The 16,671-nt window shown below is 57.3% G+C and carries 12 protein-coding genes and 1 tRNA gene; 12 read left to right on the top strand and 1 reads right to left on the bottom strand.

The window, feature by feature from the left end:
• The first annotated feature begins 93 nt into the window (after positions 1 to 93).
• From JAO29_RS01795 to JAO29_RS01765, 7 genes are all read left to right on the top strand, one after another.
• Positions 94 to 912 carry a glycosyltransferase family 2 protein gene (locus JAO29_RS01795; protein WP_334266457.1) on the top strand — a complete coding sequence of 273 codons (819 nt, stop codon included), beginning with the start codon at positions 94 to 96 and terminating at the stop codon, positions 910 to 912.
• A gap of 158 nt (positions 913 to 1,070) precedes the next feature.
• Positions 1,071 to 1,898: a GGDEF domain-containing protein gene (locus tag JAO29_RS01790; RefSeq protein WP_334266456.1), complete on the top strand. Its 828-nt coding sequence runs from the start codon at positions 1,071 to 1,073 to the stop codon at positions 1,896 to 1,898.
• Positions 1,823 to 2,278 carry a GGDEF domain-containing protein gene (locus tag JAO29_RS23335; protein WP_442886293.1) on the top strand — a complete coding sequence of 152 codons (456 nt, stop codon included), beginning with the start codon at positions 1,823 to 1,825 and terminating at the stop codon, positions 2,276 to 2,278. The genes JAO29_RS01790 and JAO29_RS23335 overlap by 76 nt, the downstream gene beginning before the upstream one ends.
• 320 nt (positions 2,279 to 2,598) lie before the next feature.
• Positions 2,599 to 2,775 carry a hypothetical protein gene (locus tag JAO29_RS01780; RefSeq protein WP_334266454.1) on the top strand — a complete coding sequence of 59 codons (177 nt, stop codon included), beginning with the start codon at positions 2,599 to 2,601 and terminating at the stop codon, positions 2,773 to 2,775.
• 405 nt (positions 2,776 to 3,180) lie between these two features.
• Positions 3,181 to 5,484 carry a GH92 family glycosyl hydrolase gene (locus JAO29_RS01775; protein WP_334266453.1) on the top strand — a complete coding sequence of 768 codons (2,304 nt, stop codon included), beginning with the start codon at positions 3,181 to 3,183 and terminating at the stop codon, positions 5,482 to 5,484.
• A 74-nt stretch (positions 5,485 to 5,558) separates the two neighbouring features.
• Positions 5,559 to 7,037, top strand: coding sequence for a M28 family metallopeptidase (locus tag JAO29_RS01770; RefSeq protein ID WP_334266452.1), 1,479 nt, complete (start codon positions 5,559 to 5,561; stop codon positions 7,035 to 7,037).
• Between the two features lie 613 nt (positions 7,038 to 7,650).
• Complete coding sequence (locus JAO29_RS01765; RefSeq protein WP_334266451.1) at positions 7,651 to 11,112, top strand: TonB-dependent receptor; 3,462 nt, start codon at positions 7,651 to 7,653, stop codon at positions 11,110 to 11,112.
• 225 nt (positions 11,113 to 11,337) lie between these two features.
• On the opposite strand, the gene JAO29_RS01760 is transcribed toward JAO29_RS01765, so the two are convergent.
• Positions 11,338 to 11,414 (bottom strand) — tRNA-Val (locus JAO29_RS01760).
• A gap of 105 nt (positions 11,415 to 11,519) precedes the next feature.
• On the opposite strand from JAO29_RS01760, the gene JAO29_RS01755 reads away from it, so the two are divergent.
• From JAO29_RS01755 to iscU, 5 genes are all read left to right on the top strand, one after another.
• Positions 11,520 to 12,089: a CDP-alcohol phosphatidyltransferase family protein gene (locus tag JAO29_RS01755; RefSeq protein ID WP_334266450.1), complete on the top strand. Its 570-nt coding sequence runs from the start codon at positions 11,520 to 11,522 to the stop codon at positions 12,087 to 12,089.
• Positions 12,090 to 12,522: 433 nt separating this feature from the next.
• Positions 12,523 to 12,987, top strand: coding sequence for an RrF2 family transcriptional regulator (locus JAO29_RS01750; protein ID WP_334266449.1), 465 nt, complete (start codon positions 12,523 to 12,525; stop codon positions 12,985 to 12,987).
• 65 nt (positions 12,988 to 13,052) lie between these two features.
• Complete coding sequence (locus JAO29_RS01745; protein ID WP_334266448.1) at positions 13,053 to 14,327, top strand: IscS subfamily cysteine desulfurase; 1,275 nt, start codon at positions 13,053 to 13,055, stop codon at positions 14,325 to 14,327.
• A 233-nt stretch (positions 14,328 to 14,560) separates the two neighbouring features.
• Positions 14,561 to 16,009, top strand: a complete 1,449-nt coding sequence (locus JAO29_RS01740) for a zinc dependent phospholipase C family protein (RefSeq protein ID WP_334266447.1) — start codon at positions 14,561 to 14,563, stop codon at positions 16,007 to 16,009.
• A 119-nt stretch (positions 16,010 to 16,128) separates the two neighbouring features.
• Positions 16,129 to 16,548 carry a Fe-S cluster assembly scaffold IscU gene (gene iscU / locus JAO29_RS01735; protein WP_334266446.1) on the top strand — a complete coding sequence of 140 codons (420 nt, stop codon included), beginning with the start codon at positions 16,129 to 16,131 and terminating at the stop codon, positions 16,546 to 16,548.
• Positions 16,549 to 16,671 lie beyond the last annotated feature (123 nt).

Raw genomic sequence — 16,671 nt, 5'->3', positions numbered from 1 at the left:
TGCAGATGCCGGTTTTTAAGCCACAGGAATTTGTGACTTTTGGGTTAGTTGCCGGAGTGGGACGGCCGGGGGAGGGATGGTCTAATACAGGAGATGATCTCGGTCCTCATTCTTACCAAAAATGAGCAGCGTGACCTGCCGGAGTGCCTGAAGTCGGTGGCGTGGTCGGACGATGTGCATGTGTTCGACTCGTACTCGACGGACGAGACGGTGAAGATCGCCGAGGCTGCGGGTGCGAAGGTTACGCAGAGGGTCTTCGACAACTATGCGACGCATAGAAACGCAGCGATGAGCGAGGTGAAGTTCAAGTATCCATGGCTGTTTCTGCTGGATGCAGATGAGCGGCCGACTGCGGAGCTGTCGCGCGAGATGCAGCAGGTGGTGCTGGGGGCGAGCGAGGAGATTTCGGGATTCCGGCTGCGGCGGAGGGACTTCCTGTTCGGGACGTGGCTGCAGCATGCGCAGATTTCGCCGTTCTATATAAGGCTGGTCCGGCCGGAGCGGGCACGGTATACGCGGGCGATTAATGAGGTCCTTGAGGTGGAGGGTCGCGTGACGGAGCTGGGTTACCCGCTGGATCACTATCCCTTCTCCAAGGGAATCGCGCACTGGGTCACGAAGCACAATACCTATTCGACGATGGAAGCGGAGCTGATCTATAAACAGCAGGGATTGCAGCGGCCATCGTGGAAGAGCGCGCTGCGGGACCCGGATTTCCATACACGCAGGCTGCACCAGAAGGCACTGTTTTACCGGATGCCCGCGCGGCCGTTGGTTAAGTGGGCGTACATGATGTTCTATCGCATGGCTGTTCTGGATGGAGCAGCCGGACTGGCGTACGCTACGCTGCAGTCCTTCTATGAGTACCTGATTGTGCTGAAGACACGGGAGTTCGAACGCGGCGGAGCGTAGCCCGTGTGCTATGGTTCCAGGCGCCGTCGATTGGCAGGGCGAGAGCTTCGCCTGGGACAGGCAGCGAGCTGCTACTCCATAAGTACCATTGCCCGCCGGTTTTCAGTCTGAAATAGTAGATGCAGCGGCGAATGCTGCTTTCTTGGGACCCATTATCGATGGATCGTCTTACGCTATTCAGTATGCAGGGCGGCCTGCTCGCTTTTATGGGCATCGTCATCCTCTTGGCGTGGCGTACTCAAAGGCGTCCGTATTCCGACAGTGGGCCTGTCTGGGTTTCCATCGGATTCATGCTGGGTGGCATCGGCCTCTCTCTTCAGGCCTACAGAGGAGTTATCCCGGCTTTCTTCGCCATTATTCTAGGTAACTTCCTGTTCCTGATGACCTATGTCTTCTTGGAACGGGCGATTGCAATTACCACAAAGCGTCGCAGTCACATGTACTGGCTGTTGGGCGTCAATTCTGCTCTGATCCTGAGCTATCTGTATTTCACCTACATCAAGCCAGATGTCATCGTGCGGACGATTGAAGCTGTCATCGTCATGTCGGTTATGCAGATTCCCATCTGGGTCCACCTGGTTCGGTGCAAGGAACGTACGATCAGGCCGGCCCTCCGAGCGATGTCGGCGGTTTTGGTTGTGCACATACTCATGAACGTTGTACGCCTCGTCGGCGTGCTGATGCTGCATAGAGCCGATGTGTGGTTCACGTGGACCGGTGTTATCGCCATTGCGGGACTATCGGTCTCATTTATGTGGGTTGATTCGCTGCGCGTGCGTGAAGAGCTGGAACGCCGTGCGATGACCGATCCTCTGACCGGACTGCTCAATCGGCGTGGCCTGGACGACTTTGGCAAACGCGAGCTGAGCCGTGCCGCGCGCGCCTTGGCGTACCGTGCTCCGCTCTTGCAATCGATGTCAATAGCTTTAAGCAGATCAACGACACCTACGGTCATGCTGCTGGCGATAACGCCCTTTGCGCCGTGACGACGGCTCTTCGCTCTTCGCTCCGCATCACCGATCTAGCCGCGCGGATTGGCGGCGATGAGTTTTTCGTGCTTTTGCCAGGCTCCAATGAGCATAGCGCCAGCGAGGTTTGTGCGCGTCTCAGGAACGCCATCCAGGATGTCAGTGTGGAGACGCGCGACGGAGAGAGGTTTTCTCTTGCCGTGAGTATTGGTTGCGTAACCTCGCGGGGCGAGGAGATGACGATTGCGGAGCTCTTCCATGACAGCGACCTCAAGCTGTACCGTGAAAAGCAGGCCGACCCAACCCGGGATGCCAAGAGCGTCCGGCCGCAATTCATGCAGCAGCACTATGCCAATCAGCGAGGTCAAGCCGTCGGGGTTCATGCTTCGGACGCATAGGCTGGCTTTGCCGCGTAAGAAAGCCGCACCGTTCCGACAGGAGTGAGTATATTTCCCCGCGAAGAGCGGTTCCGGTCCCTCCTCATCGGCCAGTTCTTCCCGCGGATTGGCAGGATACGATCGTCAAGCTGACGCCCCAAGACGGAAAAATCTCGTGTTCTTTGTTCCAGGAGGAGCGTAGACTTGCCGCTCTGAAAACTGCGTGAACCGATGGGGAGCTATGAAGAAGGACGCACTTCGAGTTTCGCCCTGGGTTCTGGGTAGTACGGCTGGGGCCTCGATGCTGGTCTGGCTGGTGAAGCGCCCGTCCGTCAAGAAAATTGAGCAATCTCTACGACGGAGCGTGCACGAAGGTCGACCAGAGGGTTGGCTGGTATGGAGTGCCGCTGGTGGATAGCCTGGCGGTGCTGGTGGGCGTCCGAAATACTTTGCGCACGCGGAATCTGTACTACACCGGAGTGCCGCAGGCGAGCACGGGAAACCCCATAACACGATGAGTTCTGTGCTGCTGCGGCATTACCCAGGGCTGGAGCCCAGCCTGCGCGGTATCAAAACGCCTTTGCGCCAAGGGACGGGTATAGCGGGCGGCGGACAGATCACTGGCACCGATCATCGCTCTTCGAGTTGCTGGCGTGGCTGCGCCGCGCTTGCCTGGACGAGAAAGATGATCACGCTGAGGTGGATCATCAGGACAGCTCCAAGCATCGGCATTGGCGGAATGGCCGCATCACACATTAGCCTAGGCACGATTCGGGAGGGATTGATCGTGCCGCATGGTATATGTTCAGCAGACTGGTGTGAAAGATTGAGGATCCGTTTTGCAGAAGATATCCGTCTTTTTTAACTCTCGCTTTGGTCTAAACTTTCTACACTCGAGTATCTGCGTATTGTTCACAGGCTTCATGGCCTGCGCGGGAGGTTTGCGGCTGGCGGCACAGGCGCAGGAGGCTGCCAGCGCGTATCAGTCAGTCGATCCATTGATTGGAACCGGTCCTGAAGGACATACCTTTCCGGGTGCCACGGTTCCGTTTGGGATGGTTCAACTTAGTCCCGATACGCAGATTCGTCCGTTCAAGCAGAGCTATAAGTGGGCGGCGGGATATCGCTACGAAGACACCACGATTCTGGGCTTTTCGCATACGCACTTTTCAGGCGCAGGGCACTCCGATCTTGGCGACGTGCTGCTGCAGCCGATTGCGGGAGAGGTGCGGCTGGAGCCGGGCGAGATCGATCGCCCCGAGTCCGGCTATCGTTCGCGGTTCAGCCATAAGACGGAAAAGGCAGAGCCCGGCTACTATGCGGTCACGCTCGACGACTACAAGGTGCGAGCGGAGCTGACGGCTACGGAGCGTGTCGGTGTTCACCGCTACAGCTATCCGGCGGGAGAGCCGGAACACATCCTGATGGATCTGCGGTCCTCGATCTACAACTACGAAGGGAAGGTTCTGTGGTCGCGCATTCGTATCCGTAAGGACGGAACGATCACGGGGATGCGGGAGACGAGAGGATGGGCACCGGGACGGCAGCTTTACTATGCGATACGCTTCTCGCGGCCGATGGTTTCGCACGAACTGTATGACCGCGAGTCGCCGGTGGAGTACAAGGGTTTTGCGCCGCCGGGTACGACACCTCAGGAGAAGCAGGCTATTGAAGGCCGCGGCCTGGTGGGTGTCTTTGACTTTGCGCCCACTGGAACGCCACTGGTGGTGAAGGTTGCGCTCTCGCCGACGAGCGAGGAGAACGCCATCGCGAACATGGATGCCGAGGTGCCGGATTTCGATTTCGAACGAGTGCATGGTGCGGCGCGCACTACATGGGAGAAGGCGCTGGCGGTGATCGATATCGCTGCGGCTCCCGCGATGCGAAGGAATCTCTATACGGCGCTTTATCACGCACTGCTGGCTCCGGGAACTTCGATGGATGTGGACGGAAGCTACCGGGGGCCGGATAACCAGGTTCACAAGGCCGACGGCTTTCATTTTGTCTCGAGCTTTTCGCTGTGGGATACGTATCGGGCCGAGCAGCCGTTGATGACGTTGATCGAGCCGGAGAGCCGGACCTCGGACGTAGTACGCTCGCTGGTCGAGTCGCAGCGCGAGAGCCCTTTCGGGATTCTCCCGGTCTGGCAGTTCCAGGGAATTGAGACGTGGTGCATGATCGGCTATCACGCCGTTCCGGAGATCGCGGACGCGTATATGAAGGGGATACGCGGCTTCGATGCGAAGCAGGCGCTGGATGCGATGATGGCCAGTGCGGACTATGGTCCGTATGGGTATCTCGACGAGTACATGAAGCTCGGCTACGTGCCGATCGATCACGATGGCGAAGCAGTGTCCAAGACGATGGAGTATGCCTTCGACGACTGGACGATCTCTCGCATGGCGACTGCAATGGGCCGAAAGGACATCGCCGAGGTCTTCGCCAAGCGGGCGGAGAACTGGAGGAATGTCTTCAATCGCCAGAGTGGATTCGTACAGCCGCGGTATGCAAACGGGAGCTGGCGCGAGCCGTTTGAGCCGGCACGAGCGGGAGCCGATAGCGGGTTTACGGAGGGGAACTCCTGGCAGTACTCCTGGTATCAGCCGCAGGATGAGCAGGGTCTGATTGAGCTGCTGGGAGGAGATGAGAAGCTGGTTTCCAAACTGGATGCGATGTTCGATGCGAAGGTCGATCCCAAGCAGTATGCCGATGTGGAGGATATTGCGGGACTGATCGGTCAGTACATCCACGGAAACGAGCCGAGTCATCACCTCGCTTATCTTTACAACTATGCGGGTCAGCCGTGGAGGACGCAGGAGCGGCTGCAACAGATCGTTGACAGCCAGTACAAGCCAACCGTCGATGGCCTGGTGGGGAACGATGATCTGGGCCAGATGTCAGCATGGCTGATCTTTACCTCGCTGGGGTTTTATCCGGTGGCTCCTGCGTCGAACGAGTACGTTATCGGGCGACCGTTTGTGGATCGAGCGACGTTGATGCTTCCGGATGGAAAGACGTTTCGAATCGTCGCGGAGAAGATGAGTGCTGAGAATCGCTATGTCGAAAGCGTCTCCCTGAACGGGAAGCCGCTGGAGCGAAGCTATCTGCTTCACGAAGAGATTGTGCATGGGGGAGAGCTACGCTTTGTGATGGGGCCGGAGCCCAATCGCAAGTGGGCGGTTGCACCGTCTTCTCGTCCGTTCTCGATGTCGTCGCCACATACGTAGAAGATTCATCTTTCGCTGAGGCGCTTGTTCGAGAAGGTTCCGGAAGGTCGCGAAAGATAACGAGGTAATTGGCTATGAAGCGTCTTCATCCTGGGGTAGTCTGTGCAGCGGCGATGCTGCTGTCCGGTTTTCTGAGCGCGCAGACGGCCGGCCGTTCGGGGGCGCCGAAGCTCGACTTTGAAGCAGTGGGTATGCCGCTGGGAAAGGCACCGGCGAATGCGGAGATTGTCGAGGCGCTGAAGTCTGTGTCTGCCGAGAGGATCAAGAGCAATATCGTTCATCTGGTGGGATTCCATAACAGGTCGACGATCTCTTCGACGGATACGGATCTCAAGCCGGGCACGGGTGTGCTGGCGGCCGCGGACTGGATCAAGGCGCAGTTCGAAAGCTACAGCAAAGACTGCGGCGGCTGTCTCGAGGTGCAGTTCGACGAGTCGGTGGAAGAGCCGCAACCGGGGTTTGGCAACAGTCATCCACGGATCGTGAAGCCCACGCCCCTTCGGAATGTCTATGCGATCCTGCGCGGATCGGATCCTGCATCCGCGAGACGGATGTATCTCATCACCGGGCACTACGACACGCGTGAGACCGATGTGATGAACACGCATGACTTCGCTCCGGGAGCCAACGATGACTCCAGCGGTACGGCTGTCTCGATGGAGGCTGCGCGGGTACTGAGCCGGTACAGGTTTCCGGCGACGCTCGTGTTTGTTGCTGTCGCCGGCGAAGAGCAAGGACTGAACGGCTCTCGGCACCTGGCGCAGCGCGCAGTGAAGGAGGGTTGGCAACTCGAGGGTGTCCTGAATAACGATATCGTCGGGGGCGACACAACTCCGGGTGACAGGCTGCAGAGCAAGCAGCGCATCCGCGTGTTCTCACAGGGAATCCTGCCGTCCTCTCCGCCGGATCAGATTCGGCAGGCACTGAGCATCGGCGGGGAGAATGAGACGCCGTCGCGTCAGCTTGCCCGCGAGGTGCTGGCCGTGGATCGAACCTATTTCGATGGAGCTGCACCGTTCCGGGCAGTGATGGAGCTTAGACTGGATCGCTTTCTGCGGGGAGGCGATCACAAGTCCTTCAGTGATGCCGGGTTTCCCGCTGTCCGGTTTACGGAATGGCGTGAGAACTACGATCATCAGCACCAGCATGTCCGGGTCGAAAATGGCAGAGAGTATGGAGACCTGCTGAAGTTCGATGATTTCAATTACATCGCCAGGGTAGCCCGTTTGAATATCGCCACGCTGGCGACGCTTGCAAAGTCGCCCGGAGTTCCCCAGCAGGTGCGTGTTCTGACCTCTAATCTCGACAACGACACGATCCTCCGGTGGGAGGCGCCGAAGAGTTACACGGGAGAGATCCACTATCAGATCGTGTGGAGAGAGACTGCGGTCAATGATTGGCAGTTTGGGATAGATGCAAAAGAACTTCCAGGGTCCACAGAAAATTCCGCACGCCTGCCTGTCTCAAAGGACAACGTGTTCTTCGGTGTTCGAGCCTGCACGGCGCAGTGGATCTGCAGCCAGGCAGTGGCTCCTGTTCCCAGCCGCGAGTAGGCAGGAAGAGGATGAGCCATTAAGAGGGCACATCAATCTGCGATTGAAAGAACAGGCGCGAGGACTTTGCTGACGAGCAGCAGTCCAGGCCACGGCATCCTTTGCTGATGGGCTTTCGAAGATGGCACAGCGACTTCTAAAAAAATGTGTATGGATAGGACATTAAACCTATGCGGTAAATAAAGACCTGATATTGAATCGGTACCACAATCAGCACGAATTTATTAATGCTTTATTGATGATTCATCGCGCTTCGATATGTTGTCGCGTCGGTCATCGTGGTTTTTGGAAGTGTGTCGCTGGATACATGCCATGTCGGGAGATATCTCGGCTCGGTCCTGTTGAAGCAGTATTGATTGCTGGATTGATTTTCTGACAGTTTGCTTGCTTGGTGCAGGTGGTGATCTGCGTCACGGCCATGCTCTTTCTCTATAGAGATGGAGCGCGTCAGGCGTAAATCAGTTTCGCTCGAACGAATCGTTTCAGAGGTCATACATTTCAAAAGGAGTATCTCTCCGGTATGCCATTCCGCGGCCCTCGTTCCGATAGCTTCGCTTATCAGATTTGTCTGACAATCATGCCAGTTGCGCAGTCGACCTCAAGGAGAGATCCTATGCTTCGCCTTTCCGGTATTGTTCTACTTCTGGTCTTCCTAGGACTCACTCCGTTTGTCGCAGCCCAGACCATCACCAGCAGCGTGAACGGGACGGTTACGGACCCGGGAGGCGCGGTTGTACCGGGAGCGACGATTACGGTCACGAACGTCGAGACCAACATCTCGACCTCAGCCCAGACCAACGACAGTGGTGTTTACAGCATTCGCTTTCTGCAGGTGGGAAGATACACTCTCGCGGTCGAAGCGCCCGGCTTTGCGAGGCAGCTCTCGAAGCCCTTCACGCTCGAAGCAGGACAAAATGCGAAGCTGGATAGTCAGCTCGCGATGCAGGGCACGGTTTCTGCGGTCAGCGTGAGTTCCGAGCTGGTGCCTCTGATCAACACGGAGAATGCTCAGCTTGCGACAACGCTGGACAAGACGGCGATCGACGCGGTTCCACTGATCGGCCGTAACTTCGTGCAGCTGACGATGTTCGTGCCCGGTGCGGTCAGCACGACCCCCGCCAACTTTGCTGGAAACTCCGCGATTGGCGTAGGCGGCCAGCAGGTCTCAGTGAACGGAAACCGCGAACAGTCGAATAACTACCTGCTGGACGGCATCGAGATTAACGAGACCCTGAACAACGGGGTTGGCTACAATCCCAGTCCAGACGCCCTCGACCAGGTGCAAGTGGTCTCGGCAAACGCGCAGGCTGAGTACGGCAATGTCAACGGTGGCGCTGTGATCGCGCTCACAAGGAGCGGCACCAACAGCTGGCACGGCGGAGCGTTTTACTTCCTCTCCGACGGAGTGATGGATGCCAACACCTGGGCCAACAAGCACAACAGCAAGATCACGCCGCGGCAGCCTTATACGCAGCCGATCTTCGGCGGTACGCTGGGCGGCCCCATCCTCAAAGACAAGCTGTTCTTCTTCGTGGATTACGAGGGAGGACGGTATCACCAGGGCGGTGTCGGAACTGCGACGGTCGCAACCGAGAAGATGCGTCACGGAGATTTCTCCGAGCTGCTGAATCCCAATATCATGTGTGCTCCCGGAGCGTCTTGCACGGCAAAGAATCTGATTCAGCTCTATGACTCTTCCTCTCTGCCGTACAAACCTTACGCAGGCAATCTGAATGTGCCTATCACGAATCCGGTAGCGCAGTATCTTTACGCTCATCCCGAACTTTACCCTCTGCCGAACCAGGCTCCTCAGGTCGGAACGCCAGCAACCAATAACTACACCGCATCGACACGGAACGGCCGGCAGAACGACCAGGGCGACATCAAGATCGACTGGAAGGCAACGCAAAAGGACAATCTCTCCGTTCGGTACAGCCAGAGCGAAAACCTCATCACAACCACACCGGTGCTGGCTATCTCGTTTCCGGTCTCGCCGAAGACACCGGTCAAAGGTGTGGCGATCAATGAGGTTCATACCTTCAACTCGTCACTGGTGAACGAGCTGCGCATCGGCTTCACGCGGGTGCATATGCTTGGCGGACTCACGACCGATCCCACCGGGGCCTTCGGGATGAATGGAAACTCCATCGTCGGAATCGGCGCCGCACAGACGCTGAATGGATTTTCGGGACAGGTCTTCCTGCCGCCCAGCACCACCGGTCTTACGACCCCAAATGGTGGAGAGTACACCACCTTCGGCAACGCGGGAACGGCAACCAACTTCGCCGACAACACCTTCACCTACGCCGACAACCTCACCTACCTTCGCGGTCACCACAGCTTCAAGTTCGGTGCACAGTTCATCCGTTATCAGCAGAACAGCCTGTATCCGGGCAATGACGGTCTGCTCGGTCAATTTATCTATACCGGCAACTACACCTCAAACCCGAGCAGCGGACTGGCTAATAACACGCAGGGCTACTCCATCGCCGACTTCAACCTCAATCGTGTGTCCTACACGGGAACCGGCAACGCAAGCGGCCCTCTGGGTCCCACGGGACAGCGACAGTGGCGCGACGCCTACTTCGCCCAGGACGACTGGAAGATTACTCCTACCTTCACGGCAAATCTCGGCATCCGGTACGAGTTCGACCAGCCAATGTACGAGGTCAACAACAAGCAGGCCAACATTAACATGGCGACTGGCCAGCTCGTGTATGCCGGGGTCAACGGAGTAAGCCGCGCGACGGTCAACCCGTATTACGCAAGCTTCATGCCGCGGATCGGATTCGCGTACTCGGTCACACCTCGCATGGTGGTTCGTGGCGGATACGGCATCCAGAACTACATGGAAGGTACGGGCGCCAATCGTCGTCTCACGATCAACCCGCCCTTTCAGACGCCCTACTTCGCGATAGGGTCGGCCCCCAGCGCGACCAGCTCAGGCCAGTTCTTCCGGGTGCAGGATGGCTTCTCCAATCCTGCAACTCCCACGCAGTCACTCTCTCTCAATGCCTGGGCCATGAACATTCGGCCAGCCTTCATCTCGGAGTACAGTCTCACGACCGAGTACCAGTTCAGCAACTCCACTTCGCTCACGCTCGGATACATCGGCGAAGCTGGCCAACATCTCGTCAATCATGGCTCGGCAAATCAGCTGCGGCAGCCCTGCGTAATAAATGGGGTAGTGCAGTCCAACCCAAACAGCGCGACCTGCTCGACCATCAATCCCGCTCCGTATAAGTCGCTGGTGGGCCAGTCAGGATCCATCGTCATCACCACGTCGGACGCCATGATGAACTACAACGCACTGCAGGTTACGTTGCGGCAGCGCGGCTGGCACGGGCTGGCCGGAACGCTCAACTACAGCTACGGTCGCGCAATGACCAATGCTGTTGGCTTCTACGGCTCCACCATGATCGCGAACGCCAACAACTATAACCAGGACTACTACAACAACCACGCCGAGTACGGTCCCACGAGCCAGGATGTCCGGCACAATCTGAACGGCGTCATGAGCTACGAGCTTCCTGTGGGACGCGGGCGGATGTTCGGGGGCAACATGCACTGGGCTGTGGATGAGATAGTTGGCGGCTGGAAGGTCGGGTTTACCGCCGTTGCGTACAGCGGTTTCCCGGTTACGATCAACAACAGCGTAAACAACGCCTATACCAACAATAAAATCCAGCGCGCGAATCATTACCGTCCGCTTAAGATCAACAGCCGCGGTCTGAACGCATGGTTCGGTACAGATCCTTCTGCTGCCTCCTGTTCGGTCCGCGGCACCGATAACGGCGTCTGCGCTTATGGCGCTCCTGCGGACGGACAGTATGGAACCGGGCGGGTCGGCTCAGAACGCGCACCGGGGTATCAGCAGTACGACGCGACGGCGTCGAAGGACTTCACCGTGTGGCGTGAGCAGAAGCTCACGTTCCGAGCGGATGCCTCGAACGTCTTCAACATGACCTCCCTCAGCAACCCCAACAACACCGCCCAGAGCTCCAGCTTTGGCCGGATCACGGCAGTCCGGTCCGGTCCACGGCGGCTTCAGCTGGCGCTCCGATATAGCTTCTGAGCCGGGATTCGTCTGGAAGGGTGCTGAGCCACTCTTCCAGACCGAAACCGCTGAAGAGACGAGGATACGGAGCAATCGCGACTTGCCACAGCAGGTTATTGGTCCTGCGGATGCGGGGCACGAGGAGATGAACCGGTCAAACTGACACAGTCAGTCCGGATAGCCACTTCGTTGATTGGGTTGTTCTGGAGTTGTTACCTTGATGCGGTAACTGATTGATTTGAATGGTAGGCACGATTGGATTCGAACCAACGACCTCTACCGTGTCAAGGTAGCGCTCTAACCAACTGAGCTACGCGCCTGCGTATTCTTAGTTTACCGGCAACCTTGAAAGAGGGCAACTTTCTCCGAGCGGATCTCTGACGGATGAGGGGTGCGGCTTTCAGTTACGATGACTTATAGCGACCGTGCCGTTTTTGACTCAAGTCCGAGCCACACCCAATCTCCTGACGTTGATGCGGCTGTTTATTCTTCCGTTCCTTGTCATCGAGATTCTGGACAACAACTACGCCGCGGCGTTCGCTCTCTTTGCCCTTGCAGGTCTAACTGACGCCCTGGACGGCCTGTTGGCGCGGTGGCTGAGCCAGAGGACGACGCTGGGACAGTACATGGATCCCATCGCTGACAAGCTGCTGCTAAGTACATTGTTTGTAGTCCTGACCCATACCAACCTTATCCCCAGGTATGTCACTGTCCTGGTCTTCAGTCGGGACCTCGGTATCCTGCTGATCGCGACCCTGCTGTTCGCCACGGGCACACTGCGGGACTTCCGGCCCAGTCTGTTAGGCAAATGCAATACTCTGGTCCAGATTCTGGGAGTTGTTTGTGTGCTGCTCGAAAGACTCTGGCCGACAGCCTGGCTGAGCGCGCTGAGCGGAGGCCTGCTGCGGCTTATTGCGGTTCTGGCGCCTGTGTCGGCGGCGCAGTATGCCTGGATCGTCTTTCGGAGAGTTAATTCGGCCCCGGCTGCGGCTTAGATATCCTCGTCGACGGCTTCAGCCTCGACCTCCTCTTCGATTGCCATATCGCGATATTCACTGGAATCAAAGATTTCACCGCATGTCTGACATTCAACATACTCGGCGTCCTCATCTCGAGAGACGATCTTAACGATGGGATGTTTGCAGGCAATATTCATGGATCGAAATGGGAATGGGGAATTAGGTTGGTTGGATTCTGACCTTGTCCATGCGGGTTGTCAACCGCAGTAAGAACATTCTGTGAACAATCTGCAGCCCTGTGATGAGTCCCCGAATCCAGGCTTTTAAGAGGTCTGCTGCTTTCGGAATCGCCTTGCGGCTCTGTACCCGCAGACGTACACTACTAGATGACGACCGCTGTTGCGAAGTTTCGCCGGGTGAGATGATTCGCTGAACGAGACATTCAGGCGGTGGGCACGATCGGACACAGATGCTGCGGCTAACAAAAAAAGCGGATTACGGTCTGATGGCCCTGAAGTATCTGGCCGAGCAAAACAGCGGCTCCGCGCATAGCGCAAAGGATATTGCTGAGGCTTACCATATTCCTCCGCAGCTGTTAGCCAAGATTCTGCAAACGCTGGCGAAGGGCGGCTTACTGGTCTCGCACGCTGGAACGAACGGAGGGTATTCGCTCGCCCGTCCGGCCAGAGATATCTCCGCCTTCGAGGTAATCCGAACGATCGATGGTCCCTTGTTTATAACCAGCTGCATCACCATCCACGGTGCATGCGATCTGACCAGCACATGCACCATCAAGGAGCCGTTGCGGAAGGTAAACGATAGCATCAAGGACCTTCTGAGCGGCATCTATATTGCAGACCTGGTTGAGACTGGCGATGCTGAACGTGGAAACACCAACGCGGTTGGTGGCGGGTTGGTTTCAATCGCACTCTAGTACGCGAGCCGAGTCGTTACAACCTCAAGAATTCAGATTTAAAGAAAGTCAGGAGTAGGAACGCTATGAGCACCGATGGAACCGGAGTTGTGATTGCAGAGTCGGCAACGCCCCTTCCGGAAGGAGTACACCTTCCGATTTACATGGACAATCATGCGACGACGCCGCTGGACCCGCGGGTCCTTCAAGCGATGATGCCTTATCTGACCGGGATCTTCGGGAATGCGGCCAGCAGGAACCACGCGTTCGGCTGGGAGGCGGAGAAGGCGGTCGAGAAGGCACGCGAGCAGGTAGCGAAGCTGATCGGCGCAAGCGCGAAAGAGGTCATCTTTACCTCGGGCGCGACAGAGTCCAACAACCTCGCTCTCAAGGGTATCGCCGAGATGTACCGCGAGCGCGGCAACCATATCATCACCCAGGTGACGGAGCACAAGGCTGTTCTGGACACCTGCAAGAAGCTCGAGAAGCAGGGTTATCGCGTGACCTATCTGCCGGTGCAGGCGGATGGTCTTATCGACATCGAGGACCTGAAGCGGGCGATCGATGACAAGACGATTCTTGTCTCGATTATGTACGCCAATAACGAGATCGGGGTTATTCAGCCGATCCGTGAGATCGGCGCCCTCTGCCACGAGAAGGGAGTCCTCTTCCACACCGACGCGGTGCAGGCCGTTGGGAAAATTCCCGTCGATGTGCAGAAGGACAACATCGACGTGCTGAGCCTGAGCGGACACAAGATCTATGGGCCGAAGGGCGTGGGCGCGCTGTATGTTCGCCGTCGCAACCCTCGCGTACAGATCTCGGAGCAGATCAACGGCGGAGGGCACGAGCGCGGTATGCGTTCCGGCACGCTGAATGTGCCCGGTATCGTCGGGTTGGGCGCAGCCTGCGAGATCGCCATGAACGAGATGGAGTCCGAGGCCAAGCGTGAGATTGAGCTTCGTGACTATCTGAAGGCGAAGCTCGAAAACGCACTCGATTACGTGCACGTCAACGGCAACATGGATCATCATCTGCCCGGCAACCTGAACATGAGCTTCGTGTATGTCGAAGGCGAGAGCCTGCTGATGGGCATCAACGATATCGCGGTCTCTTCGGGTTCGGCCTGCACCTCAGCGACACTCGAACCGAGCTATGTCCTCAAGGCGCTTGGTCTGGGCGACGACGTTGCACACAGCTCCATCCGCTTCGGGCTTGGCCGCTTCAACAATAAGGCTGAGGTCGATTACGTCTCTGACAAGATCATCGATGTCGTGCAGAAGCTGCGGGAGCTTAGCCCGCTGTACGAGATGGTCAAAGAAGGTATCGACCTGTCGAAGATCGAGTGGGCAGCTCACTAACTGCCACATAGCAGGACATGAAGGCCGGGCGGACGGAACAACGTCGTCCGGCCTTCACTTTTGTGACCAGATCTCAGAAAATCTCAAAGGCAGCTGTCCGGCTTAACTGCGGGAAATGCCCACTTTGGGCACTGAAATTATTGCAAGTTATTGATTATCTTGCGCAGATGGCAACCCGGCGCGGAATCAGAACATCCAGCAGAATAGCTGCATGTCAGTCAGCAGCATAAAGAATGAGAATCTCTCGGCTCTTTACAGTTGTACTTATCCTTTGTCTGTTTGCAGTCCCTTCGGCTGGTGGCTACTCGCTCCTGACGCATGAGCAGCTGATCGATCTGACCTGGGATACCTCGATCGTCCCTCTGCTTAAGAGTCGATACCCTACGATCACACAGGCACAGATCGAACATGCACGCGCCTACGCGTATGGCGGCTGTGTCATCCAGGACATCGGCTATTACCCGTTCGGCAACTCCTTCTTCTCAAACCTAACCCACTATGTACGGTCCGGAGATTTCGTTGTTAATCTCTTTCGCAACGCGGGGAATGCGGATGAACTGGCCTTTGCGGTCGGTGCGCTCTCGCACTATATCGGGGACAGCATTGGCCATGCTGATGCGACCAATCTCGCCGTGCCCATAGAGTTTCCGAAGCTGGAGCAAAAGTACGGTCGATCGGTGAACTACGCAGAAGGCGAGTCGCAGCACGTTCGGACGGAGTTCGCTTTCGATGTCAATGAGGTCTCACGAGGCCGGTTTGCGCCGGTTCACTATCTCCGACACGTTGGCCTGCTGGTTCCCCAGCGTCAGCTGGAGCTTGCGTTCTACCAGACGTACGGTCTGGCCGAGGATTTCTCAGCAGGCAAAGGAGCGCGGGTCAACGTCAGGGGCTATCGCTTTGCGGTGAGGCGCTTCATTCCGCGAATCGCCTATGCTGTCGCCCTGCTGCACCGCCACCGTGAGCCCCCGGTCGTGGATTCGCCGGAGCTGCAGCGCCTCACGGCAGAGGTAACGAAGATCGCAAGCAAGAATCACTGGGACGAATATCGTCATCGTGCCGGCATCGGTACGTATACGCTGGCTGGCATTCTGTACATCCTGCCCAAGGTTGGGCCGATCAAGCTTGCCGCAGTGAAGGGCCCTACCGCAGAGACGGATCGCGAATACACGAAGTCGGTTCTGCGCTCGATGGATGCGTTGAACTTTGCCCTCAAACGGTTTACACCTCCGCCGACACCGCGTGCATCCGCTGCGGAGGCCGCAAAGCTGGATGTACACTCCCAACCTCCACCGAGCGATCCGCTTCCGGCACAGCTGGGAGCGGCTCAGGACGTTCCTCGCGGCTCGCCTGATCCAAGGCATCCGCTCAGAAATCGTGATCTCGACACGGGCACCATGGTGCGTCCTGGAGAATATCCTCTGACGGATGCGACGTACTGCCGGCTCGTCCATCAGCTCGCAGCCAAGCCGGGGCAGCCGATTCCTCCGGGGATTAAGCGGGACATCCTGGACTTCTACTCGGATATGAGTGTTGACTTCGCGACCAAGGCGAAACCCGACACCTGGAAGGCGCTGCAGGCCGATCTCGCGACCCTGAAGACCATGAAGACGAGCACTGAGCCGCTGCCTTATCCGACCTACGGAACCGATGAGAACGATCCCAGCGACGTTGGGACGCACTAGCGAGTGTCTCTCCGTCAACAGGCTGGAGGCTCAAAGTCGCCGGATTCTGCAAAACCGGCCAAGGGTGGCGCACCAAAACAATAAGAGTTATCATCTATACATAGCGAGAGGACTTTCCCATGGCATATAGCGATAAGGTCGTCGACCACTACAACAATCCGCGGAACGTCGGTACGCTGGACAAGGGCGCCCAAGAGGTCGGTACTGGCCTGGTTGGTGCACCGGAATGCGGCGACGTTATGCGTCTGCAGATCAAGGTAAACCCCGAAACCCAGGTGATTGAGGACGCGAAGTTTAAGACCTTCGGTTGCGGGTCAGCCATTGCGTCCAGCTCGCTCGCAACAGAGTGGGTGAAGGGTAAGACGGTTGCCGAAGCGATGGCGATCTCGAATACGGATATCGTAAAGGAGCTTGCGCTTCCCCCGGTCAAGATTCACTGCTCGGTTCTGGCGGAAGACGCCATCCGCGCCGCGATCGGTGACTGGAAGAAGAAGAACAGCGTGGCCGAGACGGAACCGGCTGCTGTAGCAGCTCACTAATTTCCGCTGTTTCAAAAGATCGCGCCCCGCGGCCTTGCTGATGCTTTGCGAGTCGCGGGGTGCTTTTGCATCATCTGACAGAGGGTGCCTCCTTCGCGAGACCGAGGTCATTCCGCTGTCTTC

It is taken from the genome of Edaphobacter sp. HDX4 (assembly GCF_036877565.1).
Classification (GTDB): Bacteria; Acidobacteriota; Terriglobia; order Terriglobales; family Acidobacteriaceae; genus Edaphobacter.
This window is presented reverse-complemented; position numbering and strand designations above follow the sequence as displayed.

Excerpts from the sequence above, each read along its gene's own strand:
- JAO29_RS01775 (WP_334266453.1), top strand. The coding sequence starts at position 3,181 with ATGGCCTGCGCGGGAGGTTTGCGGCTGGCGGCACAGGCGCAGGAGGCT.
- JAO29_RS01790 (WP_334266456.1), top strand. The coding sequence starts at position 1,071 with ATGGATCGTCTTACGCTATTCAGTATGCAGGGCGGCCTGCTCGCTTTT.
- JAO29_RS01795 (WP_334266457.1), top strand. The coding sequence starts at position 94 with ATGATCTCGGTCCTCATTCTTACCAAAAATGAGCAGCGTGACCTGCCG.
- JAO29_RS01750 (WP_334266449.1), top strand. The coding sequence starts at position 12,523 with ATGCTGCGGCTAACAAAAAAAGCGGATTACGGTCTGATGGCCCTGAAG.
- iscU (WP_334266446.1), top strand. The coding sequence starts at position 16,129 with ATGGCATATAGCGATAAGGTCGTCGACCACTACAACAATCCGCGGAAC.
- JAO29_RS01740 (WP_334266447.1), top strand. The coding sequence starts at position 14,561 with ATGAGAATCTCTCGGCTCTTTACAGTTGTACTTATCCTTTGTCTGTTT.
- JAO29_RS01765 (WP_334266451.1), top strand. The coding sequence starts at position 7,651 with ATGCTTCGCCTTTCCGGTATTGTTCTACTTCTGGTCTTCCTAGGACTC.
- JAO29_RS01770 (WP_334266452.1), top strand. The coding sequence starts at position 5,559 with ATGAAGCGTCTTCATCCTGGGGTAGTCTGTGCAGCGGCGATGCTGCTG.
- JAO29_RS01745 (WP_334266448.1), top strand. The coding sequence starts at position 13,053 with ATGAGCACCGATGGAACCGGAGTTGTGATTGCAGAGTCGGCAACGCCC.